Below are 24,000 nucleotides of genomic sequence, written 5' to 3'. Positions count from 1 at the left end.
ACTGCGGACATAGAACTGGGCGATTGACAAAAGCTTACGCTACTCCAGTTGACAAAGGGTACCATATCGCATATATTGTTAGTAACACTTTGATAATAACATGTTGTTAATAACTAATAGTTCGAACAGGTGGTGAAATTGGTGGCAAGAGACCACAATGGGCTTACGGAGGAGCAATTTCTTGCCCAATATGTCGAAGAAGATTATGTCCGTCCGTCAGTTGCGACGGATATGGTCATCTTCACGGTGGCCGATACCGAAGAAATGAACTACCGCAAACTTCCGAAAAAGAATATGCAAGTACTGCTTATTCGCCGGGGGGAACACCCCTTTTTGGGACAATGGGCGCTACCGGGCGGTTTTGTTCGCCCCACGGAGACGACGGAACAGGCGGCTCAGAGGGAACTTCGGGAGGAGACGGCAGTAAACAACGTGTATCTGGAACAGCTCTACACGTTTAGCGAGCCGGGGCGCGACCCGCGGACATGGGTAATGAGCTGCGCCTATATGGCATTAATTGATAGTACCAAGGTGAAGATTGAGGCTGGGGATGACGCGAACGATGCCTCCTGGTTCACTGTTTCTTACCGTCTAATAAAGGAACAGAAGGAATTGTTGGAGGACGGTTATATTCAGACAAACCAGTACGAACTCAAACTAACTAGCGAGCATGAGACACTAAAGTCCATTATTGAGCGCAAAAGAAAATCGATAGAATCGGCTTCGGCTGTTGTATACACGATACTCAGCAATGATGGGCTCGCTTTTGACCATGCAAAAATAATCGGATACGCTATCGAACGCTTGAGGGGGAAGGTGGAATATACCGATATTGCACTACACCTGATGCCAGAGTTGTTCACATTGACGGAACTTCAGCAGGTATTCGAAGTGATTCTGGACAAGGAACTGCTAAAAGCGGCTTTTCGCCGTAAATCAGCTCATCTCGTCGAGGAAACAGACCATTATAAGGAAAATGCCGGACATCGCCCATCACGACTGTACCGGAGAAATCGGGAGAGGATAGAATGATATATAATATTGATGACTTGCAAAAAGTATATCGAGCGGGAGAAAGACGAAAGTTCCTATTCTTCTGGGGCCATACGCCACCTAAAGACGGTAGCGTCAATTCAAGCTGCTTCAGCCAGTGGTGGAAATGTCATTTCATCGTGGAGGGCGAGTCCTACAGCTGCACCGAGCAATATATGATGGCGGAAAAGGCGCGGCTGTTCGGTGATGAAAAAATGCTTGAAGCGATTATGAATGCCAAGCATCCAAAACAGATGAAGGAATTCGGACGTGCGGTTAGTTCCTTCGATAACAACGTTTGGGAAAGAAATTGCTACGATATTGTTAAACGAGGAAATCATGCTAAGTTCGAGCAGAACCCGGAACTTTGGGACTATATGAAAACAACGAAAAACCGAATATTGGTGGAAGCGAGTCCTGTTGATCGGATCTGGGGAATTGGAATGGCGAAGGACAATCCGAACGTAGACAATCCATTGAAATGGCGGGGGAAGAACTTACTTGGATTTGCACTGACTGAGGTGTGCGACCAGTTACTAAGCGATAAGTAAGGTTAGCAACTCGATAAAAGCCTTATGTAATAATGAGGATTGAGCAACTGAGTTTTGAAAACTCAGTTGCTTTTTTATGACTGCACAGGTGAATGCTCACTATTTGAACCAGCATTAGAAAAACTAAATCCGTTTCTCCGTAGGAACAATCCGTTTCAAGGTAGCAGAGGTTACGGATTTCACTTAACATTCAGTAAGTAAAGCGTCATTCGAAGATGCTGCGAAAGGAGAAATATGTTATATGGCTAGAATTCGATTTAGTATATTTTTTAGTGTCTTTGTTGCGATGGTGGGACTGATGATTATTGCACCTGTCATGCCTCCGCTCATTCGAGAATTGGGTTTGAGTGAATCACACTCGGGCTTAATTATTTCTTTAGGTTCCGTTGCGATGGCCTTAATGGCTCCAGTATGGGGACGTCTCAGTGATGTAAAAGGAAGAAAGCCTGTGATTATATTTGGCTTCATAGGAATGTTTGTGAGTTACGTCGCGTTTACAGCGACCATGTATGCTGGACTCAACGGACTCATAAACGGTGGACTGTTAGTCGCATTGCTCATTGCAGCACGTGCTTTGGTCGGACTTTTTATCCCGGCCGTCCCTTCGTCGGCGCAAGCGTATATGGCGGACGTCACCGATGAAAAAGAACGTTCTGCAGGTATGGCATTCATTGGAGCCGCCAATGGACTTGGCCTTGTGCTGGGGCCGGCGATCGCAGGGGTGTTCGCCCTGATTGGACTGATCTGGCCCCTTTATATTGGAGCTTTGCTGCCGATAATAGCCATTATCGTTGTACTAGTACTAATCCCTGCACACAAACCAATTGTTCAAGAAAAGCCACCAAAGGTGAATCCGTTTCAAAAAGGTGTGGGCCTTTATCTATTTGCAGGTCTCGTAACCATGCTAAGTATTGTTACCCTGCAGGTAATCGGAGGATTCTATTTTCAAGACCAATTATCTTTGACTACACAGGAAACCGCAAGAATGGTCTCATTGGGCTTAATGTTTACAGGGGTAGCGATGATTATCACACAGGGTATTCAAATGAAAAAGCAAAAATGGCAGCCTAAACAGCTTATTATGGTTGGATCACTATTGTTCATCATTAGCATAGCGCTATTTTTGTTAGTCAATCATTTAATAAGCTATTACATCGCATTCTTCTTGTTCGGGGTGGGATCAGGTCTGATGATGCCGGGCTTTATGGCGGGTGCATCGCTAGCAGTTGCCCACGACCAGCAAGGAGGTCTAGCAGGACTTGTGGGTTTTGTTCAAGGTGTATCGGCTGTGATCGCGCCAATTCTAAGCACAAGCCTTTATCAATTGGATAGACATCTTCCTTTTGCAGTCATTGCTGGATTGGTTCTTGTTATGTCCATAACGTTATTTACGGTGAACAATAAGCCAGTAGAACGAAGCTCGGCAACATGACTGCGATCATTTGGTTCTCTGATTCTCCGCACAAATGATTTAGCGGCATTGATAGTGGAGGGATGCGTCCTTGGAGAAAGGACTTATTTTTTTAAAAATGTATTGATAATGATTATCGATCTCGTTAATATATAATTAATGAATCATGATCTGAAGCGTGAAGAGTCGGTGAATGAAAGAGCAGCAGGATCAGATGAATGGCATTTTTGTGTGAGCCATACTCATCCTGCTGCCTTTTTTCAGCTATTTATTTTCCTTAAGGAAAATATTTTTCTCGAAGACAACATATGATTATCAGGATAAAGCCTAATGGTAAAGCTTGAATGCAATCACGAATGGAACGGAAGGAGAATGGCTTTGAAACTGCAGCTAGAAACCTGGGATTTGGAAGGAGTATACAGAGAGTTTAACGAGCTTAAACCATCAACCTCGCCACTGAATCCGTATCATCAATTCTATTCTTTTCCGGCACAGAGCGGAACGGGTCATTTACAACGAATTCATCTAAGAAGAGGGCTCGAGATCAATTGGATCGATACACAAATGTACGAGCCGATGACGATGGATGTCGGCATCCACTATCCGCATCTGGAGATTTCTTATACCATATCGGGCAAAGGCTGTTGGGAAACATCTGGTAAGGCCCAAGATTACGAATTGTGTACAGGCGTATCGACGCTTCTCTATATTAAAGACACAAAAATGCATGCAGAGATGTCACACAATGAGCGAATGCTGCATATGGAGCTTCGATTCGATATGCGGCAGTTCAACACCATTCTTCCTGAGCTGGATCGATTGACTACAAATCCAGTCTTTTGCAGACAAATCGCAGGTTCTCCCCATATTCCACAGCTCGTGGAACAAATGAAGAACTGTCCATATAACGGCTCGCTTCAGAGGCTTTATTTAGAAGGAAAAGCACTAGAGCTACTAGCTTTTCACTTAGATGGAACAGGTAAAGAAGAGATGAGAAAGGAAGTTACATCGAAGCTAACGTCCTATGATATCCAATGCCTTCATGAAGCGAAGAATATATTATCTCGTAACTGGAAGCAACCTCCTAGTTTACTTGGGCTTGCGAGATTAACTGGACTTAATGATTACAAGTTGAAGCTTGGCTTCAAAGAATTGTTTGGAACGACAGTATTTGGTTATGTGCGTGCACTACGAATGAACGAGGCTCGAAATCTATTAGAGCAGGGAAAAGCGAACGTTAGCGAAACCTCTATCCAGGTTGGGTACCACAATGTAAGTCATTTTTCATCGCTCTTTCGAAAAACATTTGGTTACAATCCTAGTGAAATCGGTAAGCTCGCTTCTAAAAAATAACATGAAAACAGCATCTCATTATTGAGGTGCTGTTTTCCACTAATATAACTATACAAGCCCGTCTTTAGATAAACTTCTTTGAGCCCGACTTACAATCCGTTTCGTTTCTTTGATAATGGAAGCTTCAGACCAATCTTTGCACAGCTTAATTACCCAATCTGGATTTGATTTACTAGCATCATTGAGCCAATTGCCTACAGAATCTTGTACATATCGGGATGGATCGGACTTTACTATTTCTAAAAGCGGTAAAGCTAAAGTAGGATTTTCCTTTAAAACAGGTATATGTTTGGCCCATACACCTTGTGGACGAGTGGATTCGATGGCGAATCTTCTTATATTCGGATCCAAGTCTGTGACCCAGTTGGTCAAAATATTCAATGATTGTTCCAGATTATTGATAATTAACTCTCTTACAGCCATCCAAGAAATCTCACGTACACCAAAATGAGAGTCGGCAGCAAAAGGGCGGATGCCTGAAAACTTTTGCTGGAGATTCAGTTTTTCGTTTAATCCAACGATATAAGCAGCCCAACAGCGTACACTGTCAGAACGATGGTTAATTAGTAACGAAAAAATACGCGTTTGCTCTGCTGGTTGTTGTCTTTCCAACAATACCAGCCATTCATTTGCTACTGCCGGTATAATTTTCATTATCCTTTTTTCGTTCTGAGCATACAGAGCTGTTAACATCGGTTCTGACTCTTGCTCCAATCCTATTTCAGGCAAAATATTGCGCAGCAGTTCCAGGTGATCAACAGCCAACCACTCCGTTAGATTGACACTCTCCAAAGCTCCCTTTTGAAGTAAACTAACAACTTCTGGAGGTATCTCATTAACTTTACGAGCACCTTTTCGTTGTAAAATGGTGTCTGAAATCGAATTCATCTTTTCAATAACAATCAGTCCCATATCGTATATTTGTTAAAGCACTTTTACTATACATAACCGGATTCAGCAAAAACTGTAATGCAGTTTACAAATCAATCCCGATTTAGTTCTCGTATCAGCTTTTCTCTATGAATACTGATGGTCTTATATTTTGTTTGGATCAGTTCTTCTTTCACAAAATCTTGTAATATTGAGGACACCGCTTCCCGGGTTGCGCCGACCATATTAGCAATTTCTTGGTGAGATACAGAGAGATCGATTTGTACAAAACCTTCGCTGGATCCAGTTCCAAACTGGTCAGCAAGCTTAATCAAAACATGTAAAATTCTTATTCGTAATTTACCGAGAGCCAGACTATAAGCTAAATGGTTCATATTTACAATTCGTTCACTCATCATTTGAAGCAAATTCATCATAAAGCGGGGATGATCGATTAAAAAAGTCTCAAACCGAGATTTATCCATCAGACAGATGTCGCATTCTTCTAGTGTTTCAATAAACATTTCCCTTGTGCCAAAAGAAATCCCGGACAGCTCGCCAAATACATTCCCTTCATTGAGTATATCCAAGGTAAACTGCTTGCCATCGGTATTAAGTTTGTAAATACGTACTTTTCCTTTTTTTATAAAATATAATCCTTCTGCGAAAGAACTCGGCGTTTGGATGTATTTGTTTTTTTGAATGGTTGTAATGGAGGTCATTTGGTCCATCTCTCTTAAATCCTCCAAAGAAAGGCATTGCAGCAGATTGAATTGTGACAAGTAAGCGATTTTATCCATTGTTTCTCCTATTAATTATCAGGAATGCATACCCATAATGAGACACATGGCATCACCCTATATTTATTTTTCATTATACATTCTTCTCATACAATGCATCACGCACATTTGAACTTGCATCAAAATTCTTATAAGATATGTTGAGAATGTTTCTCACTTACAGCGAAAGGGACCATCCTATATTCGTTTCAAGTGAATCTTCCGTATTTCCTATGCGCTGTCTTTGGTCGGATTGTTTGTACCTCTCGTAATGATGAAATCGAGGAGTTGAGCTTGCAACTTCTCTATTTTTGCATTCGGGATAGCGCGGCGAATCGGAATGATGTATGGTAGGATTATGGTAAACAAGATGAAGTGAAAGGGCAGGTAACAGCCTATGAACGCGATAGAAAAAAGAATCGAGGAATTGTATCGATATAACCCGGATGTTGCAGTGCCCCTAGACCTTACTGAGTTCTGGAACCGGACAATCACGGAGGCGAAGGAGTGTCCGTGTGTTGGCATACGGGTACAAACGGAGACGCCGTTCCCGGCAATGGACGTCTATCATGTTACGTATGAAGGATATGATAACACGCCGCTGAAGGGTTGGTATATCGTACCGAAGTTTACGATGGAGAGGAGTTTGCCTTGCGTAGTACTCTTCCACGGATATACGGGGGGCAAAGGTTATCCGGAGCAGTATGCGGATTGGCTCATGCTGGGATACGCAGTCTTCGCCGTAGACGTGCGCGGACAAGGCGGAGAGACGGGCAACCGGATGGACAGCGAATACGGGATGACGAAGGGCTGGATAACGCAGGGGATCCTTGACAAGGACACCAGTTATTACAAGGCCGTCGCAGTTGATGCTATGAAGGCGATCGAATGGGTGGCCTCACAACTGGAGATCGACGCGTCGCGGATCGTCGTGACCGGTGACAGTCAGGGCGGAGGCATAAGCCTGCTGGCAGCCGCTATAAGCGATACGCCGTCCATCGTTGTGGCGAATATTCCGAACATGTGCCATATGGACTTCGGGTTGTTGAATTCAACCGGATCTCTAACGGAGGCGGCCGAGTTCGTGAACCGGTTTCCGGAACATCTGAATGCCGTGCTAACGACGCTGAGCTACTTCGATATACTCCATCTGGCTGACCGCATCGATATTCCGGTGATGATGTCCGTCGGGCTGAAGGATACCGTGTGCATGCCGGAGACTGTGTTCGCGGCGTACAACCGTATTTCATCCGAGAAGATTCTGAACATATATCCGTTTACGGGACATGCCGTAAGCGGCTACCAGAAGCGGCGGGTATTTGAGTTCTTGAAAATGCATTTATAGTTCAAGTTGAGATGACGACACAATCCTATACAAACAGAGGTTGTATTTAAAGCATTAGGATTACAATTTGATCCAAATACACAAACTGTAAGTTCATTTAGTGACAACAGTTTACAAAAACACATTCTTCTTAAAATTAATTTTGTACCTAAATAAAAAGCATTACACAAATTTGTGTAATGCTTTTTATTTATCCCCATATTCATGAAGTTCAATCACATCTTCTAGTTCACCCTAGGGGTGAACATAAGGAAACAAAAAGAGGGAGGTTAAAAAGTAATGTCCTTTTCGATAAAGATAAATTTATCTTATTAAATCCATTCGACAATAGTATCCATCGTTTGTCTTGTTTTTTTAAATTGTAGTTCTCCTTTACGGTATCCAAATGCAGCCATAACTGATACTTCAAGATTATCACCTTTTAGAATACCTTCTTGACGAAGTAAAGATTCTACTTTTTCTTTATCGAATCCTTCCATTGGACAAGAATCAATACCAATTTGAGCTGCACTAGTCATCATATTAGCTAAAGCAATATAAGATTGCTTTGATGCCCAATCAAATACAGCCCGTTCGGAGTCTAATAATTTAAAATCCGACTCTTGAAATTTTTTGAAGAATTCATATCTGATCTGTTGAGCTTCTTCAGGTAATCCAATAATATCTTTCATCATGTGTTGAATATACTCTGCATCATAGTGCATATCTTTGATGTTTCTTGAAAGAACAATGACAAAATGACTTGCTGTTGAAAGCTGCCCACCTGCTCCCCATGAACATGGTAATAGTTTTTCTCTTAATTCTTTATTTTGTACCACAATAAATTTCCAAGGCTCATATCCAAAAGAAGAAGGAGATAATCTTCCTGTTTCTAAAATAAACTTAAAATCATCTTCTGAAATTTTCTTTATAGGATCGAACTCTTTACATGCATGCCTAAAATTAAAAGCCTCCATAATTTTTTGTTTTGTACTTTGTTTTGTGATAGTCATAAAAGGTCCTCTTTTCATTAAATTATTATTTAACAAGATTATATTTTTTAAGGAACGATGATACAAGTACGCACATTTTTGTGTTATAGTATCAAAAAATATACTATTGCTAAAGAGGAGCTTTTTTATGATAAGTTCAAATGAAAATAATATAAATTGTTCATTTTTAAATAAATATTCTTGTCCAGTAGAATCTACCGTCGAGGTTATTGGTGGAAAATGGAAAGGGGTTATTCTTTATCATTTATTAGATGGTAAGAAGCGATTTAATGAATTAAAAAGATTAAATACTAATATCACCCAAAGAATGTTAACACTTCAACTTAGAGAACTTGAAGCAGATGGCATCATACATCGGGAGGTATATCGTGAGATACCTCCTAAAGTAGAATATTCATTAACAGAACTTGGAGAGTCACTACGTCCAATTATCCTATTAATGAAGGAATGGGCGACTAATAATATGGAGAAGATTTTGGAAAACAGAAATAACACTAAATAATATTTTAAACCTGTAATTTGTCATTACAAACAGCTTAAAAAGAAAAAACGATTGCCTCTTAGGATCCAAGCAATCGTTTTTTTTATTTTTTTCAGAGATGAAATTTGTGTTTTTGTACCCTATCTCCATCACGTTAAAAAAAAGGTTTGTCCCCCAGTAATGAAAAAAATGAATTTAATTCTCATAAATAACTGTAGAGTGGTAAAAATTTTCTACCCAATTTCTATATTGGAATTTTCACCGAATAGGCTATTTCCTTCTGCAAATAAGGGAACTCCCTGATTGATTCGGATTCACGGGGTACCTAAAATAGGAGATGTGCATTAATTTCAACTTTTGGAGGAATGGAAGATGAGTCGGTTAGCCGAAAAAAACATGTATGGCATAAAAAAGGAAGTAAGGGAATGAACAGGTACATACCCAATCAACATGGAGCTTGGGCAATGCTCTTTCTTCCGTTTCTTTTTGGAGTGGCTGCAACTGGCGGGCGCTTTATCCATATTCCGCTATTTGTGTGCTGGCTTGTTCTCTATTTATTCAGTTTTCCCTTACTCCAATGGATAAAAACAGGTAAAAGTAATAGATACCGCAAACCAGCCACTGTATACGGAGCCATATTGCTGCGATTATACTTTTTTGTTCTTTTGTATACCCCGTTATGTTTATTGAAGGGGAAACAGATTGGCAGACAGCAACAGAATTATTCTCGCTGTTGGTTTCATATTTTGTTGGAACTGCTTTGTATGTCAAAACCATCATCCGAGAGAGAAAAAATCCACGTTACTATTACGCTTCAGTAATCTATCATCTGATCGTTGCTTTTCTAGCTGCTTGGCTAAATTTATTTCTTTTAATTCCTTTTATTATTTTTTTATTGCGGGCACTATGGCTCCCTAAACAAGGTATAACTGCAAAACAGAGCGGTATGGCGGAAATTGGCTTTTCGATCATGTTCTACATTTCAGTACTGACTTTATATTTCTAAAGCAGAGATCGGTGATAAAGGAGAGGACAACATGGTAAAGTTCCAGTCCAATATTCGATTGAAGCGTATTTATGAACAGCCCATACCCGAAGACGGTTACCGCATTCTGATAGACAGAATATGGCCACGCGGGGTGTCCAAACAGCAAGCCGCCATCGACGAGTGGATGAAAGAAATCGCACCAAGCCCCGGGCTGCGCAAGTGGTTCGGTCACCAGCCGGAACGGGTCGAGGTATTTAGTGATAGTTACATTCGAGAAATAGAGGAAGACTCCACTCGGGGTATGCTCGCCAATCGGATATGTGAAATATCGCTTGACAGAGCCGTTACTCTGGTCTATGCCGCCAAAGACTCTGTTCATAACCATGCGAATGTGCTGTATCAATGGTTGATTTCCCGGTAAACAAAAAGGAGCTGTCCCAAAAGATCTTTAGATCTTGCGGGACGCCTTCTTTTTTGCGTGGAAAGACGCTCCGTGTACGAATCGTTCCTCCCATCGCTGTTGCCCCAAATTTCTTGGAATCCTTCTAGTTAAGGAAGAAATTCGGGGGCAAAGGCGACCGCTCTCGCTTGTCCGGAATCGTTTCGTCCTCTCTGCTACTTCGTGCAGATGCAAACGTTCAATTTAAACATAAAAAGAAATCGCCCTCTGGTAAAATGGAAGTACCACCAACCATCTCAAAGGAGCGATTTCTTTGTACATTCAATGCCGGAGAGTGTATTTGGGCAATTGAAAAACAACCGAAAATTCCGGCGTTTTCTGCTTCGAGGCTTGTCCAAAGTCAGCCTCGAGGTCGGGTGGCTTTCGCTCGCCCACAATCTGCTCAAGTGGGCGACGATGAAGCAAAAAGGTGGAAAACTGCCGCTCACTTAGAGCCAGTCTTCCACCTTTTTGGGGCTGAATTGAAAGAAGAAAGAGACATTCCACAGTAGAAAAATCTACTTTTGGGATGGCTCCATTTTTTGTACTATCAAGCACTGTATCCTTACACACTAAGAGGTAAAGAAATGGTGATAGCTTAATTATTGCACTCTTCCATATATCGGTATCCGCGGTTTACGCCATCTCCCACATACAGAATATTATTGAGCATTGAAGGTTGTAATCTTCCTTCGTGATCCAAATACTCTTTAGCAACATATCTGCCTTTGACAGCAGCTAATACATTGGTAATCCCTTGATATTGATCTCTTTCGATCACATCCGTTAGCGTACACTCAATAGCGATCGGGCATTCCTGAATGACGGGGGCATTGACCAACGGCGATTTCACCGGTGTTAAGTTCGCCTCATCAAATTTGCTGCATTCAAAACCGGATTTGGATCCACAAAAATTGATTTCCTGTACAAGGGAACGATCAGGTACATTAATCACAAAATCTTTCACATGTATAATTTCATTAATCGCATACCCTTTGGTGTTAAACCCAAGAACAACCATATCTTTCAGAGAATATGAAGATGATAGGGTAGTTACATTGGGAACTCCGTTTTTGTCATAGAAGCTTATAAGAATGACAGGGAAGCCATAATACATTTTTTCATAATCAACTTTACTCTTTTCCATTACACTAATCCTCCTGAAAAATTGAAATGAAGCTTATAGTCAATTAATCCTCAATGGTCTCAGCTGAGGTTGCCCCAGGCGGAATCATCGGATACACATTCATCTCTTCTGTGATATCAAATTCCATTACAATGACTCCCTCTTCTTTCCATGCCTGCTCAATCACTTTTTCCGCTTCCGACAGATTATCTGCGTGGTAGCCGAAAGCTCCGAAAGTCTTGGCCAATTCAGGGAAGACAGGCGATGAAATTTTAACTGACGAATATCGTTTTTTATGGAATAATTGCTGCCACTGTCTGACCATTCCTAAATATCCATTAGTTAAAATGATCACTTTAATATTCAGATTCTGATCAACTGCCGTCATTAATTCTTGAATATTCATTTGTATACTTCCATCCCCACTAATACATACAACTTCACGGTCGGGACATGCAATGGCAGCTCCGATTGCAGCCGGTAGGCCGAACCCCATCGTACCTAGACCGCCCGACGTAACAAAGGTGCGTGGTTGTGAGAAGGGGTAGTGATGTGCAGTCCAAATCTGATGTTGGCCCACATCTGTAGCGATGATCGCGTTCTCCGAGCTTTGCCTATGTACTAATCGAATCACATCTTGCGGCTGTAGCATTCTGTTCTCTGCTGCTGGAAGGGAAGGAACACGTTTGGACAAGTGGGAGATCTGGTTATTCCAATCCGTCCATGATCCTGATAAATTTCGTTCTAATAGACCTTTTATTACAGTTTCTGTCGTTCCATGAACCGCAAGGTCAATATCAATGTTTTTGTTTAGTTCCGCTTCTTCGACGTCCACTTGAATCTTATAAGAGCGGGGGGAGAACGCCTGTCGGTTTCCGGCCACTCTGTCGCTAAAACGGACCCCAAGACATAACAGAACGTCTGCCTGCTGAACGGTACGGTTAGCGGCGACGGTACCATGCATTCCGAGCATTCCGAGATGAAGAGGATGTTGTGACGGGAATGCACCAAGTCCCATAAGTGTTGATACGACAGGTAGTTTGGCTTTGCGCATAAGTTGTAGCAACAATTTCGGTGTTTCACCTGCCATGCATCCACCCCCGATGACCACTGCCGGGCGCTTCGCCATCGTCAATTTATCAAATATCAACTTCAATTGTTCGACGGGGATATCCGTTTGGCAGGGGTTTTTATCCAAGAGATGAGTCGTGAAGTTTGATCTCATCGGGGTATTCGTATCCCCCGTTTGTGCAGTCATGACGTCCTTAGGAAGATCAATTAGAACAGGCCCTGGACGTCCGGTAGTGGCGATATGAAAGGCACTGTTAATAATTCCTGGTAAGTCATCGATATGAAATACCATGAAATTATGTTTGGTAATAGACATCGTCATGCCGAAGATATCGACTTCCTGAAAACTGTCCCGGCCGATCATTTGAGTTGGAACTTGACCTGTTAGAACGACCATGGGTACTGAATCCATATAGCCGTTGGCGATACCTGTTATGGCATTTGTCGCACCTGGTCCGCTCGTAACAAGCGAAACCCCCGGTTTACCTGATACGCGTGCATATCCGTCTGCGGCGTGAACGGCAGCTTGTTCATGTCTTACAAGGATATGCCGGATGGATGGGTTATCATACAGTGCGTCATAAATCGGGAGCACAGCACCACCAGGGTAACCAAATATCGTATCAACATCGTTTTCAAGTAATAGTTCAATGAGTAATTCTGCACCTGTCAATGGGTTACACCTCCGATTAATAGAAAAGCATAACCCAGGAATTATATGCACATAGTGATTGGGCTCACTGTTATTCATAGATGTGCGCAGAATCACTCTCTTGCCATAGTGAAATGTTAAACTGTACCAGTACCCAATAAAGTAAACAAAGGGAGGCGGAGTAGCATGAAAGAGGCATTTACATACGAGGACATGAAGTTAATCGGTCGGAAGAAGCTGGGAACTCAGGTGCCACTGGAGTTGTTCCGGGCAATTCGGCTGATTGGTTTACATCAAGCTCTACCAATGGGCGGGAAGGGAACTACCGTTACAATTGGTCGCAAAATAGGAGAATCACTGCCTGTATCTACATTAGAGGATATCTTGGTTCTGTTCGAAGAGCTTCAGATTGGTATTCCGAAAATTGTATATCAGGATGAGCATAAACTTCGGATCGCAGTTGAGGAATGTTTCTGCATAGGACTTCCGGTGATGGAAGGGAAGATGGTCTGTGATTTGGAAGGGGCCATATTGGAGGGGGCTATCAATAAAATATGGAAAGAGAAGGTATCTGTGCGAGAAGTTCTGTGCAACGTAAGCGGAGATGATCATTGTGAATATGAGATCCGTTATTTACGATAATGTTAGTCCAATACATAAGCAATCATAGTCGTCTTTACTAAACTGAAAGCTGTTTCTGGTATGCTACCGGAGGCAGCTTATTTATCTTTTGTTACGGCCTTAGAAATAATCAGATTAATTAGGGGGTTTATCCAATGTACATACTAAGGGGTGCGCACTTAAGAAATGGACGAGGTCTGTTTCTAGCGGCACCACTCTAATTATCGTACTTAGCGAGCGCTTATCCTCTGTAACGGCTGGAGACCATCCGCTCCTACGGGCATCAGTGATTGGGTGGTGTGCAGCGTATTCACTTTGATACTCTTTCTTAAACGTGATAGACTTCCTCATGTATATTTTCATTTTAATTAGGGGGAACAACGATGTTCATGTTCCGAAAAACGATGGCATTTATAAGGTTTATGGTATGGAACGGAATGTTAACGATCGGTACAACCTTTATCATCGTGCTCGTCATTCGGGCAATGCTAGGAGGAACGAATACGGAATGGCATCATTACATTCCGATGTTTCTGTTCGTGCTGATTATTACGACCTTGTTCTTCTTTCTTATTTATAGTCAAGGGCGAAGACTTCGCTCGGAGCAGGAACAACTCGCCAACATGTTCAAGCATACGACGGATGGTGTATTGATTCTTGACAGTGAGATGAACATTATCCGGATGAATCAAGCAGTGCAAACGATGATGAAGTTGGAGGAAAAATCGACGGCATCCAATTTCTGCAGTATGTGTTCGAATTATCCGGGATTAAACAAGCTATGTTCCTATCAGGATTGCTTCGTTCATGAATCAGTGCCACAGCCAACAGAATTGCAGCTTGTCACTCCGGACGGCGAACCGAAGTCCGTCAACGCTAGCGTGTCTCACTATAACGATCCGGTTCATGGCCGTTTGAGCATATTGCGCATGCAGGAAGTGGAAGAGACGCGACTGGATGAACAGCATCAGATTGCGAAAATGATTACGCATTCGATCTTGTCTGCGCAGGAAAATGAACGCAAGCGGATATCACGCGAGTTGCACGATGGCATTGGCCAATCACTCTACAGTATTCTCATTCAAACGGAAATGTTCAAGCAGCATCTTGAAGTTGAGTTAACGGAAACAGATGATGTGGATGACGAGAATATGCTCGAAGACCAGTTGGACACCTTACAGGAATCAATACGAAATACTATCGAGGATATTCGCGATTTATCTGCTGAACTGCGGCCTTCTGCATTGGATGATATCGGGCTCGTAGCGGCGCTCAGAAATTATTTTCGTGCATATGGTCAAAAGTTCGGCATTCAGGTTCACTTCGAGGTGAACGGTGAAAGCGGACGCATGCCTGCTACTCAAGAGACAGCCTTTTATCGTATCGTACAGGAGGCGTTAACAAATGCGGCAAAATATTCGCATACGGACGTGGTGGATGTGCAGTTGAAGCTCACGTCTGAAGAGGCTCGCCTGTCTATTCGGGATTATGGGGTCGGCTTCGACATTACTCCTGAACTACGGCATGGGGTAGGGCTATACAGTATGGAGGAAAGGGCCAAAATATTGGGCGGCACGTTTAATATACAATCTGCAGCGACAGAGGGAACGGCCATACAGGTATGGGTACCGCTTGACGGATGCGATAGTTCAGACGTAGAGGAGAGATAATATTGGATATTAAAGTGTTAATTGTGGATGATCACGCCGTTGTGCGCAGCGGACTCCGTGCGGTGCTGGATACGAAGACGGGCATAACGGTTATTGGGGAAGCAGCCGATGGCATGTCTTGTATAAAGTTGTCACTTGAGATGAAACCGGATCTGGTGTTGATGGATCTGAGCATGCCGAACGGTCGCGATGGATTGTACACAACAAGCGAGCTCTTGCAATCATTGCCGGATGTGAAAGTCATTATTCTGACGATGCATGATGACGAGCAGTACTTATTCCGCGCGTTGAAGGCAGGAGCTTCCGGATACATTTTGAAATCCGCTCCCGTCTCTGAGCTTGTCAAAGCAATACAACAGGTCCATCAAGGTCTCGTATACTTGCATCCGACGGCGACCAAGCAGGTAATTGAAGGGTATCTTCATGGTCAATCTGGAGAAGTGAAGGATACCTTCGAATCATTGACGGAGCGTGAGAAAGAAATTCTTAGCCTGGTTGCTAAAGGCTATACGAACAAGGAAGCGGCTAGTCTGCTATCCATTAGCGTAAAGACTGTGGAAAACCATAAAGCTAATATTATGGACAAGTTGCAATTGAATAACCGTCGTGAGTTGATGAAGTTTGCTTACAGAAGGGGGTTGCTAGAATTTGAGTAACGAATCCACCTATCAACCGACGCTGCAGCAACGAGTCCAGTGGGAACTGGAAGGGCTGAAGAGAGACATGGAACTTGATTTCGCGGCAGTCGCATTGGCAGATGGCAATTATCGTGATATCTATTGGCGCTTCGCTCTCGGAGCCAATTCGGATCGGTACAAGATGATTACGGTTCGAATGGGCAGAGGAATGGCCGGAAAGGTGCTGCAGGGAAAGCACCCTCATGTCGTCACAGCATTTCCTGAAGAAGTACAGGATGAGGTGCTTGAGTATCCCATATTTCTCGTAGAATCGCTTCGCTCTGGTGTTGGCGTATCGGTCGATTCGATGACTGATAATCGCAGGAAAGCATATGGTGTGCTGCTAGTAGGGCAACGAAGCCGAAGAGAGTTTAGTAGTGATGATATTGAACGGGTTCAGTCATGCGCTGGAGCGTTGGGGCGGCTCTATGACGATGATTATGCGGGATGCTGCAGCAGTGTGAACCCAACAGATTCAGGGGAACCGGCGCATTCGCCAAGACAGCCGAGTGCAGCTCAATTGAGCGTGAAGTCTGAGACTATAACAGAACTGAGCGACAATGTTCTAGAATGGGAATCTTCAGGGCAGGCAGTCGGTCCTATCCTCAGACTGCTGCAAGTCGCGAGATCAGCAGGAGTAACATGTGAACTGCTTGATCAGCGCGTAACGAGTTTGGCTCTGGAACGGCAGGAAGAAATTGCCTCTATCCTTGAAGTGCTTGTAAAAATGTGCACCTCATCACCGCCGGTGGATGCGCAATTGGTCATCGGACAAGAAAAGACGGGAAATACATGTGTCGAACTGGGTAGTTCTCTTCTGTATTCCCTTTCACAGGAGCTGTTCCAGCCTGTAATGGAGCAGATTCGGTCGCTGAAATGCGATTTTGAAATTGTTATGGAGAAATCAAAACAGACTGTTCGCTTTATCGTTCCAACACGCAGATTATTGGATGAGATGCATTGGATTTAAATAAGATTGTTAAGTATGGGGAATTTCCTTGAGCTAAATGAGGGAATTCCCCAATTTTTTTTGCCTTAGTCTCCCACAATAATAGGTGATAGTAGATTGAAGTAACAGGGAGGTATGTGGATGAAAGCATCCAAATCAACATTGCTATTACAAACACTGAGCCTGGTAGCAGGTTTTTGCGTTTGGGGAATTTTGTCTTCACTTATCGTTTTTATTAAGGAAGATATTACTTTATCACCTGGACAAATATCACTTGTCACTGCTGTTCCGATTGTGCTCGGTTCCCTTTTACGAATACCGTTCGGGTATTGGACCAACAGGTTTGGCGCACGCAAAATGTTTTTCGTAAGTTTTGTCATTTTACTATTACCTGTGTTCTACATTAGCAACGCCTCGAATTTTACTGATCTTATGATAGGCGGCTTATTCCTTGGGGTTGGAGGTGCTACATTCTCTATCGGCGTCACTTCACTCCCGAAATATTACGACCGGGAGAAGCATGGCTTCGTCAACGGGATATATGGACTTGGCAACCTCGGGTCAGCTCTGAGCACATTTTTCGCGCCGGTGCTGGCTACTGATTTCGGATGGCGGACGACTGTACAGTTCTATCTCGTATTACTCGCCCTATTTGCACTAGTCAATTTCGTTATCGGAGATCGCAGGGAACAAAAGTTAGATGTTTCTCTTATGGATCAAATCAAGGGAATCTATCGTAATGAGAAGTTGTGGCTTCTTTGTTTGTTTTATTTTATTACGTTTGGTGCATTCGTTGCCTTTACGGTTTTCCTGCCGAACCATCTCGTAAGTCAATTTGGAATCGATAAAGTAGATGCAGGCCTGCGCACTGCCGGGTTCGTTACGCTTGCGACATTTATGCGCCCTGCTGGCGGCTGGTATGCCGACAAGATTAATCCGTTCAAGCTGCTGATGGTCGTCTTTGCAGGCTTGACGATTGGTGGGATCATACTTGCTTTTTCCCCATCGATCGTGCTGTACACAGCAGGTTGTCTGTTGATAGGCATTTGTGCTGGTGTGGGAAATGGAGCTATCTTCAAATTAGTCCCGCTGTACTTCTCGAAGCAATCCGGGATCGCGAACGGGTTAATATCCGCTCTGGGCGGACTTGGCGGGTTTTTCCCACCGCTTATGCTGACGTTACTGTTCTCGATAACAAAGCATTATGCGATCGGCTTCATGGCTCTGTCGATGGTGGCACTTTGCAGTCTCCTGCTCGTGCTCTATCTATATTGGCAGGATAAGGTGAAGCTGGCGGAACAGATTGTTCAGAGCGCTTCGCAGGCTGTGCTCGTCACGAACAAGAAGGGTTATATCGTGGCGGTTAACCCAGCCTTTACGGCGGTGACAGGCTACACCCCAGATATGGCTGTCGGCCAGAAATCCGGATTTCTAAAGTCCGGGCGTCATGATCGAGCCTTCTATGAATCAATGTGGAGGCAATTGAAGGAGAACGACACATGGGTTGGCGAGCTATGGAATAAGAAGAGTAACGGCGTTATCTACCTTGAGCATCTGACGATTACGGCGGTAAAGGATGATATTGGGGAAACAAGTTACTATGTTGGGGTGTTCAAAGAGATTGAACCGGTTGCATGACGATGGCTGGGAAAGACCAGTATCAAAGAGTTCAAGGTAGAGCTTCCCGATGAATGAAGTTAATAGTTTGCACTAAATAAATTGGGGAATTCCCTTTTCAGAATGGGGGAGTTCCCCTCTATAATCTATGATCACCAGTTCTTACAATAAAACTAGAATAAACGCGCAAGGGGATGAACACATGAAAAAGAGCAATCCGCTATTGCAGAAGCTGAAATTTTTCCACAAGCGGGAGACAAACTCGGGAGGCTGGAGTGAAGTATCGCCGGCCGATCGGTCGTGGGAGGACATGTACCGGAACCGTTGGCAGCATGATAAAGTGGTTCGTTCTACGCATGGTGTCAACTGCACTGGATCTTGCAGTTGGAAGATCTTCGTAAAGGACGGAATTGTTACGTGGGAGACACAACAGACAGACTATCCGACGACTGGACCGGATATGCCGGAATTTGAACCGCGCGGTTGTCCCCGCGGCGCGAGCTTCTCGTGGTATCTATATAGTCCACTGCGTGTGAAGTACCCGTATATTCGAGGTAAGTTACTCCAGTTATGGCGTGAGGCACGCAAGGAGATGGATGATCCTGTGAGAGCATGGGCGTCCATCGTTGAAGACGAGCAGAAGAAGTTGACCTATAAGTCAGCCCGTGGCAAAGGCGGCATGGTACGGTCTACGTGGGAAGAAGTTTCGGAGATCATTTCTGCATCTACGCTGTATACGATTCAGCAGTACGGTCCTGACCGTGTCTTCGGATTTTCCCCTATACCAGCCATGTCCATGATCAGCTACGCGGCGGGTTCGCGCTTTTTGTCGTTGATCGGATCGCCGCTGCTAAGCTTCTATGACTGGTACGCCGACCTTCCGCCGGCTTCTCCGCAGATCTGGGGCGATCAGACAGACGTGCCGGAAAGCAGCGATTGGTATAATTCAAGTTATTTGCTCGTATGGGGTTCGAACCTGCCAATGACACGTACACCAGACGCGCACTTCATGACAGAAGCACGCTATCGTGGGACGAAGGTCGTATCCGTCAGTCCGGACTATGCAGAATTCGTTCGCTTTGCAGATGATTGGCTGCCTGCCAAACAGGGTACGGACGGGGCGCTTGCGATGGCGATGGGGCATGTCATTTTGACAGAGTTCTATATGAAGCAGAGAACACCTTATTTCGATAATTATGTGAAAAAATATACAGATTTCCCATTCCTCGTCATATTGTCGAAAGAGGACGGGAAAGGCAAGGCGGATCGCTTCCTGAATGCGCATGACCTCGGCGTAGAAACGAACAACGCGGAGTGGAAGACCGTGATGATTGGTGAGAACACCGGCAAACTACACATTCCGAACGGTACGATCGGATCACGCTGGGGCGAAGAGGGAAGATGGAATCTGGAACTCATCGACACGGTAACGGGTGAAGAGATTTCCCCGCAGCTCGGTATTGGTACTGACGCAGACGGCCGCCTTGAACTCATGCTGCCTTATTTTGATGATGAGGGCAAGAAAACCGTATCACGTACGGTACCATACCGGACAGTGACTGCAGCGGATGGAACAGAGTATTGTGTGACGACGGTGTTCGATTTGACACTCGCGCAATACGGCGTCGATCCAAGCGGGGAGATCCGCTACGATGATGCAGATACCGCATGCACACCAGCTTGGCAAGAGACAATTACTGGCGTAGACCAAGGGTTAGTCACTAAGATTGCTCGTGAATTCGCGCAAAATGCGATCGACAGCCAGGGACGTTCGATGATTGTTGTTGGAGCGGGTATCAACCATTGGTACAACTCGGATACGATCTACCGCAGCATACTGAACCTCGTGCTGATGACCGGCTGCCAAGGCGTGAACGGCGGCGGTTGGGCGCACTATGTAGGACAGGAGAAGCTCCGTCCGGCGGAAGGTTGGGCTAACATCGCCTTTGCTCGTGACTGGACGATGCCTCCGCGTCAGCAGAACGGAACTTCGTTCTTCTACTTCGCAACGGATCAGTGGCGTTATGAATCGAACCCGGTGGACGGTCATACATCATCTCTTGTTGACAAGGCGCGCTATGAGCACAATGCCGACTATAATGTGCTCGCGGCCCGGTTAGGTTGGTTGCCTTCCTACCCGCAATTTAACGAGAATTCACTCACGTTGACTGCTCAGGCGAAGGAACAAGGTATGAACACGAATGAGGAAATCTCGCAGTATGTTGCGCAGCGATTGAAGGATCGCTCGTTACAATTCGCGATCGAAGATCCGGATGCAGCTGTAAATCATCCGAAGGTCATGTTCGTCTGGCGCGCTAATCTGATCTCGAGCTCCGGCAAAGGGCATGAGTACTTCCTTAAGCATTTGCTTGGCACGCATAATGGCCTGCTGAACGATGATCAGAATGCGATTCGGCCGAAGGAGATCATATGGCGAGACAAAGCCTCCGAGGGCAAGCTTGATTTGATGGTCGATATCGACTTCCGAATGTCAGGAACTGCAGTCTATTCCGACATCGTGCTGCCGGCAGCGACCTGGTATGAGAAGAGTGACTTATCATCAACCGATATGCATCCATTCATCCACCCGTTCAATCCGGCGGTGCCGCCATTATGGGAATCGAAATCGGATTGGGAGACGTTTAAGACCATTGCGAAGTCATTCTCTGAAATGGCGAAGGGTCAATTCGACGCTCCAGTCGTTGATGTTGTTTCCATGCCTTTACAGCATGATACACCTGATGAATTGGCTCAACCGCATGGCAAAATACTCGATTGGAGCAAACAGGAAATCGATGCGATACCAGGTAAGACGATGCCGAAATTCGTCGTCGTGGAACGAGATTATACACAAGTGTATGAGAAAATGATCTCGCTCGGACCGAATGTGAAAGAGAAACCATACGGCATTAAGGGTATGAATTGGTCTGCTGCTGAGGAATACGAGCTGTTGAAAAAAGTAAATGGTGTCACGAAGGGCATGGGAGTAGGCGCGGGATGTCCGCAGCTGATCACCGATCGTCAGATTGCAGAAGCGATATTGACTCTGTCATCGACGAGCAACGGGAAGATGGCGGTTAAGGCATGGGAAGCGCTGGAACAAAAGACGGCGCTTAAGCTGAAAGATCTGGCGGAGGATCGGATGGATGAGCGGTTTACATTCGACGATATCACGGCGAAGCCGAAGACGGTCATCACCTCTCCAGCGTTCAGCGGGTCGGAGCAGCATGGACGCCGATATTCGCCATTTACGACGAATATCGAAAGGATGATTCCGTTCCGGACGTTGACAGGACGTCAGCATTTCTATCTCGATCATGAATTGTTGACCGAGTTCGGCGAGAATATGGCTATCTTTAAGCCGACCTTGAAGCATGCACCGTTCCATAGTGTAAAGCAACGTCCAGGCGTAAAAGGCAAGGAAATCGTGCTGAACTTTATGACCCCGCACAGCAAATGGTCCATTCATAGCATGTATTATGACTCACTTCCGATGTTGACATTATTCCGGGGCGGTCCAACGATCTGGATGAACAAAGATGATGCGGCAAGCGCGGAAATTAAGGATAATGACTGGATTGAATGTTTCAACCAAAATGGCGCTGTCGTGGCGCGAGCGGTACTAACGCACCGGATTCCACGGGGAATGGTCTTCATGCATCATGCGCAGGATCGGACAATTAATGTGCCAGCGACCGATGTAACGGCGACGCGCGGAGGAACACACAACAGCCCGACGCGAATTCACGTTAAGCCAACGCATATGATTGGCGGTTACGCACAATTGAGCTACGGATTCAACTATTACGGACCAACAGGCAACCAGCGCGACTTGTACGTCGTCATTCGTAAACTGCAGGAGGTGAACTGGCTTGAAGATTAAAGCACAGATTGGCATGGTCATGAACCTAGACAAATGTATTGGCTGTCATACATGCTCTGTCACATGCAAAAATACTTGGACGAACCGCAAAGGCGCTGAGTATATGTGGTACAACAACGTTGAAACGAAGCCAGGGATAGGTTATCCGAAACAATGGGAAAATCAGGACAAATATAAAGGCGGTTGGGTGCTTAAAAACGGTAAGCTGGAGCTTCGTTCCGGCAGCCGTGCCAACCGGTTGATGAATATTTTTCACAATCCGGACCAGCCAACGATTGATGATTACTACGAGCCGTGGGATTACGACTATGAGAAGTTGCAGCAAAGTCCCGAACGGAAGCACCAACCTGTCGCACGGCCAAAGTCGCAGATTACAGGTGAGTATATGGATCTGAAATGGGGGCCGAACTGGGAGGACGATCTGGCAGGTGTACATGAAACTGGGCTGCTGGATCCTGATATGGCCGGCATTCAAGAATCCGTGCGAATGGAATTTGAGCAGGTATTTATGATGTACTTGCCGCGTATCTGTGAGCACTGTATCAACCCTCCTTGCGTGTCGAGTTGTCCATCGGGCGCGATGTACAAACGAGACGAAGACGGCATCGTGCTCGTCGATCAGAATGCCTGCCGTTCGTGGCGGTTCTGCGTGACGAGTTGCCCGTACAAAAAAGTATATTTCAATTGGCAGACGAACAAGGCAGAAAAATGTACGCTCTGCTTCCCTCGTATAGAGCAAGGACTGCCAACGATTTGTTCGGAGACTTGCGTCGGCCGGATCCGCTATCTGGGCGTTATGTTCTATGATGCAGATCGCGTTGAAGAAGCAGCTTCGGTGGAGGATGAGAAGCAGTTATATGAGTCTCAGCTTGACATTTTCCTCGATCCGAATGATCCGGAAGTGATTGCTGCTGCACGTGAAGCAGGCATCCCGGGAGATTGGATTGAGGCTGCCCAGCAGTCGCCAATTTACAAGATGGCAGTTGAATGGAAGATCGCGCTTCCTCTGCACCCTGAATATCGTACAATGCCGATGGTATGGTATGTACCTCCTCTTAGCCCGATTACGAATATGGTAGAAGGCAAAGGCGCAGTCGCGACGGCAGACGATATATTCCCGGCAATTGAGGATATGCGCATTCCGGTGCAATATCTTGCGAACTTGTTATCAGCGGGAGATACCGAGGTTATCAAGAAGGTGCTGAAGAAGATGGCCGTAATGCGGTCCCATATGCGTTCGCGCAATTTACAGAAGGCACCGGATCTGGAGTTGCTGGAGCAGCTAGGCATTACCGAGCAGGAAGTGGAAGAGATGTATCGCTTGCTGGCGATTGCAAAATATGAAGATCGATTTGTTATTCCTGCGGCGCATCGTGAAGAATTCACCGATCTGTACAGCGAGCAGGGCGCATGTGGATTCTCAAATATGATGGGCGGCCCGGGGCCTTGCGGAGGTTAATCTGGAAGGATCCTTGTACCGAATCAGTGAGGAG

General features: G+C 44.9%; 20 protein-coding genes and 2 pseudogenes. 17 read left to right on the top strand and 5 right to left on the bottom strand.

Going from position 1 to position 24,000, the window contains the following annotated elements:
- Positions 1-138: 138 nt before the first annotated feature.
- The 4 genes from MNQ98_RS17255 to MNQ98_RS17240 all read left to right on the top strand — a co-directional run bounded on the left by MNQ98_RS17255 (position 139) and on the right by MNQ98_RS17240 (position 4,347).
- Positions 139-1,032: an NUDIX hydrolase gene (locus tag MNQ98_RS17255; RefSeq protein ID WP_241929367.1), complete on the top strand. Its 894-nt coding sequence runs from the start codon at positions 139-141 to the stop codon at positions 1,030-1,032.
- On the top strand, positions 1,029-1,583 hold the full coding sequence (locus tag MNQ98_RS17250) for a riboflavin biosynthesis intermediates N-glycosidase (RefSeq protein ID WP_241929366.1): 555 nt from the start codon (positions 1,029-1,031) through the stop codon (positions 1,581-1,583). The genes MNQ98_RS17255 and MNQ98_RS17250 overlap by 4 nt, the downstream gene beginning before the upstream one ends.
- A gap of 241 nt (positions 1,584-1,824) precedes the next feature.
- Entirely contained in the window at positions 1,825-3,015 is a 1,191-nt protein-coding gene (locus MNQ98_RS17245; protein WP_241929365.1) for an MFS transporter, read from the top strand.
- A 309-nt stretch (positions 3,016-3,324) separates the two neighbouring features.
- On the top strand, positions 3,325-4,347 hold the full coding sequence (locus MNQ98_RS17240; RefSeq protein ID WP_241929364.1) for a helix-turn-helix transcriptional regulator: 1,023 nt from the start codon (positions 3,325-3,327) through the stop codon (positions 4,345-4,347).
- A 48-nt stretch (positions 4,348-4,395) separates the two neighbouring features.
- On the opposite strand, the gene MNQ98_RS17235 is transcribed toward MNQ98_RS17240, so the two are convergent.
- Together MNQ98_RS17235 and MNQ98_RS17230 are read right to left on the bottom strand one after the other, a co-directional pair.
- Positions 4,396-5,259 (bottom strand): DNA alkylation repair protein, encoded by an 864-nt coding sequence (locus MNQ98_RS17235; protein ID WP_241929363.1) that lies wholly within the window; start codon positions 5,257-5,259, stop codon positions 4,396-4,398.
- Between the two features lie 71 nt (positions 5,260-5,330).
- Complete coding sequence (locus MNQ98_RS17230) at positions 5,331-6,017, bottom strand: Crp/Fnr family transcriptional regulator (protein WP_241929362.1); 687 nt, start codon at positions 6,015-6,017, stop codon at positions 5,331-5,333.
- A 376-nt stretch (positions 6,018-6,393) separates the two neighbouring features.
- On the opposite strand from MNQ98_RS17230, the gene MNQ98_RS17225 reads away from it, so the two are divergent.
- The gene (locus MNQ98_RS17225) at positions 6,394-7,341 is read left to right on the top strand and encodes an acetylxylan esterase (protein WP_241929361.1); all 948 of its coding nucleotides are present in this window, start codon (positions 6,394-6,396) and stop codon (positions 7,339-7,341) included.
- Between the two features lie 311 nt (positions 7,342-7,652).
- Here MNQ98_RS17225 and MNQ98_RS17220 read toward each other — a convergent pair whose 3' ends face one another.
- On the bottom strand, positions 7,653-8,333 hold the full coding sequence (locus MNQ98_RS17220; RefSeq protein WP_241929360.1) for an NAD(P)H-dependent oxidoreductase: 681 nt from the start codon (positions 8,331-8,333) through the stop codon (positions 7,653-7,655).
- A gap of 127 nt (positions 8,334-8,460) precedes the next feature.
- Between MNQ98_RS17220 and MNQ98_RS17215 the strand changes: the two genes are divergently transcribed.
- The 5 genes and pseudogenes from MNQ98_RS17215 to MNQ98_RS17200 form a co-directional block, all read left to right on the top strand.
- Positions 8,461-8,835 (top strand): winged helix-turn-helix transcriptional regulator, encoded by a 375-nt coding sequence (locus tag MNQ98_RS17215; protein WP_241929359.1) that lies wholly within the window; start codon positions 8,461-8,463, stop codon positions 8,833-8,835.
- 344 nt (positions 8,836-9,179) lie between these two features.
- Positions 9,180-9,440: pseudogene (locus tag MNQ98_RS29760) on the top strand (YwiC-like family protein); the annotation flags it as partial.
- Positions 9,441-9,493: 53 nt separating this feature from the next.
- On the top strand, positions 9,494-9,820 hold the full coding sequence (locus tag MNQ98_RS29755; protein WP_347272271.1) for a hypothetical protein: 327 nt from the start codon (positions 9,494-9,496) through the stop codon (positions 9,818-9,820).
- Positions 9,821-9,851: 31 nt separating this feature from the next.
- Positions 9,852-10,223: a DUF488 domain-containing protein gene (locus tag MNQ98_RS17205; protein WP_241929358.1), complete on the top strand. Its 372-nt coding sequence runs from the start codon at positions 9,852-9,854 to the stop codon at positions 10,221-10,223.
- Positions 10,224-10,529: 306 nt separating this feature from the next.
- Positions 10,530-10,694, top strand: a pseudogene (locus tag MNQ98_RS17200) (transposase); the annotation flags it as partial.
- Positions 10,695-10,839: 145 nt separating this feature from the next.
- Here the strand turns inward: MNQ98_RS17200 and MNQ98_RS17195 are convergent.
- On the bottom strand, positions 10,840-11,388 hold the full coding sequence (locus tag MNQ98_RS17195) for a flavin reductase family protein (protein WP_241929357.1): 549 nt from the start codon (positions 11,386-11,388) through the stop codon (positions 10,840-10,842).
- Between the two features lie 43 nt (positions 11,389-11,431).
- Positions 11,432-13,111 (bottom strand): biosynthetic-type acetolactate synthase large subunit, encoded by a 1,680-nt coding sequence (ilvB, locus tag MNQ98_RS17190; RefSeq protein ID WP_241929356.1) that lies wholly within the window; start codon positions 13,109-13,111, stop codon positions 11,432-11,434.
- Between the two features lie 165 nt (positions 13,112-13,276).
- Between ilvB and MNQ98_RS17185 the strand changes: the two genes are divergently transcribed.
- The 7 genes from MNQ98_RS17185 to narH all read left to right on the top strand — a co-directional run bounded on the left by MNQ98_RS17185 (position 13,277) and on the right by narH (position 23,966).
- Positions 13,277-13,732: a V4R domain-containing protein gene (locus MNQ98_RS17185; RefSeq protein ID WP_241929355.1), complete on the top strand. Its 456-nt coding sequence runs from the start codon at positions 13,277-13,279 to the stop codon at positions 13,730-13,732.
- 362 nt (positions 13,733-14,094) lie between these two features.
- Positions 14,095-15,381, top strand: coding sequence for a sensor histidine kinase (locus MNQ98_RS17180; protein WP_241929354.1), 1,287 nt, complete (start codon positions 14,095-14,097; stop codon positions 15,379-15,381).
- Between the two features lie 2 nt (positions 15,382-15,383).
- Positions 15,384-16,037 carry a response regulator gene (locus tag MNQ98_RS17175; RefSeq protein WP_241929353.1) on the top strand — a complete coding sequence of 218 codons (654 nt, stop codon included), beginning with the start codon at positions 15,384-15,386 and terminating at the stop codon, positions 16,035-16,037.
- Complete coding sequence (locus MNQ98_RS17170) at positions 16,030-17,028, top strand: hypothetical protein (protein ID WP_241929352.1); 999 nt, start codon at positions 16,030-16,032, stop codon at positions 17,026-17,028. The genes MNQ98_RS17175 and MNQ98_RS17170 overlap by 8 nt, the downstream gene beginning before the upstream one ends.
- A gap of 120 nt (positions 17,029-17,148) precedes the next feature.
- A complete protein-coding gene (locus tag MNQ98_RS17165) occupies positions 17,149-18,645 on the top strand; it encodes a nitrate/nitrite transporter (protein ID WP_241929351.1) in 1,497 nt (498 codons plus the stop codon).
- Between the two features lie 181 nt (positions 18,646-18,826).
- Complete coding sequence (locus tag MNQ98_RS17160; protein WP_241929350.1) at positions 18,827-22,507, top strand: nitrate reductase subunit alpha; 3,681 nt, start codon at positions 18,827-18,829, stop codon at positions 22,505-22,507.
- Positions 22,497-23,966 carry a nitrate reductase subunit beta gene (gene narH / locus MNQ98_RS17155; protein WP_241929349.1) on the top strand — a complete coding sequence of 490 codons (1,470 nt, stop codon included), beginning with the start codon at positions 22,497-22,499 and terminating at the stop codon, positions 23,964-23,966. The genes MNQ98_RS17160 and narH overlap by 11 nt, the downstream gene beginning before the upstream one ends.
- Positions 23,967-24,000: the final 34 nt, after the last annotated feature.

The sequence above is a fragment of the Paenibacillus sp. N3/727 genome (assembly GCF_022637315.1).
Lineage (GTDB): Bacteria > Bacillota > Bacilli > Paenibacillales > Paenibacillaceae > Paenibacillus_AQ > Paenibacillus_AQ uliginis.
Note: the sequence above shows the minus strand (reverse complement) of the source record. Positions and strands in the feature narration are given on the sequence as shown.

Coding starts and splice junctions, on each gene's coding strand:
- MNQ98_RS29755 (WP_347272271.1), top strand. CDS start 9,494: ATGTTTATTGAAGGGGAAACAGATTGGCAGACAGCAACAGAATTATTC.
- MNQ98_RS17215 (WP_241929359.1), top strand. CDS start 8,461: ATGATAAGTTCAAATGAAAATAATATAAATTGTTCATTTTTAAATAAA.
- MNQ98_RS17165 (WP_241929351.1), top strand. CDS start 17,149: ATGAAAGCATCCAAATCAACATTGCTATTACAAACACTGAGCCTGGTA.
- MNQ98_RS17245 (WP_241929365.1), top strand. CDS start 1,825: ATGGCTAGAATTCGATTTAGTATATTTTTTAGTGTCTTTGTTGCGATG.
- MNQ98_RS17160 (WP_241929350.1), top strand. CDS start 18,827: ATGAAAAAGAGCAATCCGCTATTGCAGAAGCTGAAATTTTTCCACAAG.
- MNQ98_RS17225 (WP_241929361.1), top strand. CDS start 6,394: ATGAACGCGATAGAAAAAAGAATCGAGGAATTGTATCGATATAACCCG.
- MNQ98_RS17195 (WP_241929357.1), bottom strand. CDS start 11,388: ATGGAAAAGAGTAAAGTTGATTATGAAAAAATGTATTATGGCTTCCCT.
- MNQ98_RS17250 (WP_241929366.1), top strand. CDS start 1,029: ATGATATATAATATTGATGACTTGCAAAAAGTATATCGAGCGGGAGAA.
- MNQ98_RS17230 (WP_241929362.1), bottom strand. CDS start 6,017: ATGGATAAAATCGCTTACTTGTCACAATTCAATCTGCTGCAATGCCTT.
- MNQ98_RS17185 (WP_241929355.1), top strand. CDS start 13,277: ATGAAAGAGGCATTTACATACGAGGACATGAAGTTAATCGGTCGGAAG.
- MNQ98_RS17235 (WP_241929363.1), bottom strand. CDS start 5,259: ATGGGACTGATTGTTATTGAAAAGATGAATTCGATTTCAGACACCATT.
- MNQ98_RS17180 (WP_241929354.1), top strand. CDS start 14,095: ATGTTCATGTTCCGAAAAACGATGGCATTTATAAGGTTTATGGTATGG.
- MNQ98_RS17205 (WP_241929358.1), top strand. CDS start 9,852: ATGGTAAAGTTCCAGTCCAATATTCGATTGAAGCGTATTTATGAACAG.
- MNQ98_RS17220 (WP_241929360.1), bottom strand. CDS start 8,333: ATGACTATCACAAAACAAAGTACAAAACAAAAAATTATGGAGGCTTTT.
- MNQ98_RS17240 (WP_241929364.1), top strand. CDS start 3,325: ATGGTAAAGCTTGAATGCAATCACGAATGGAACGGAAGGAGAATGGCT.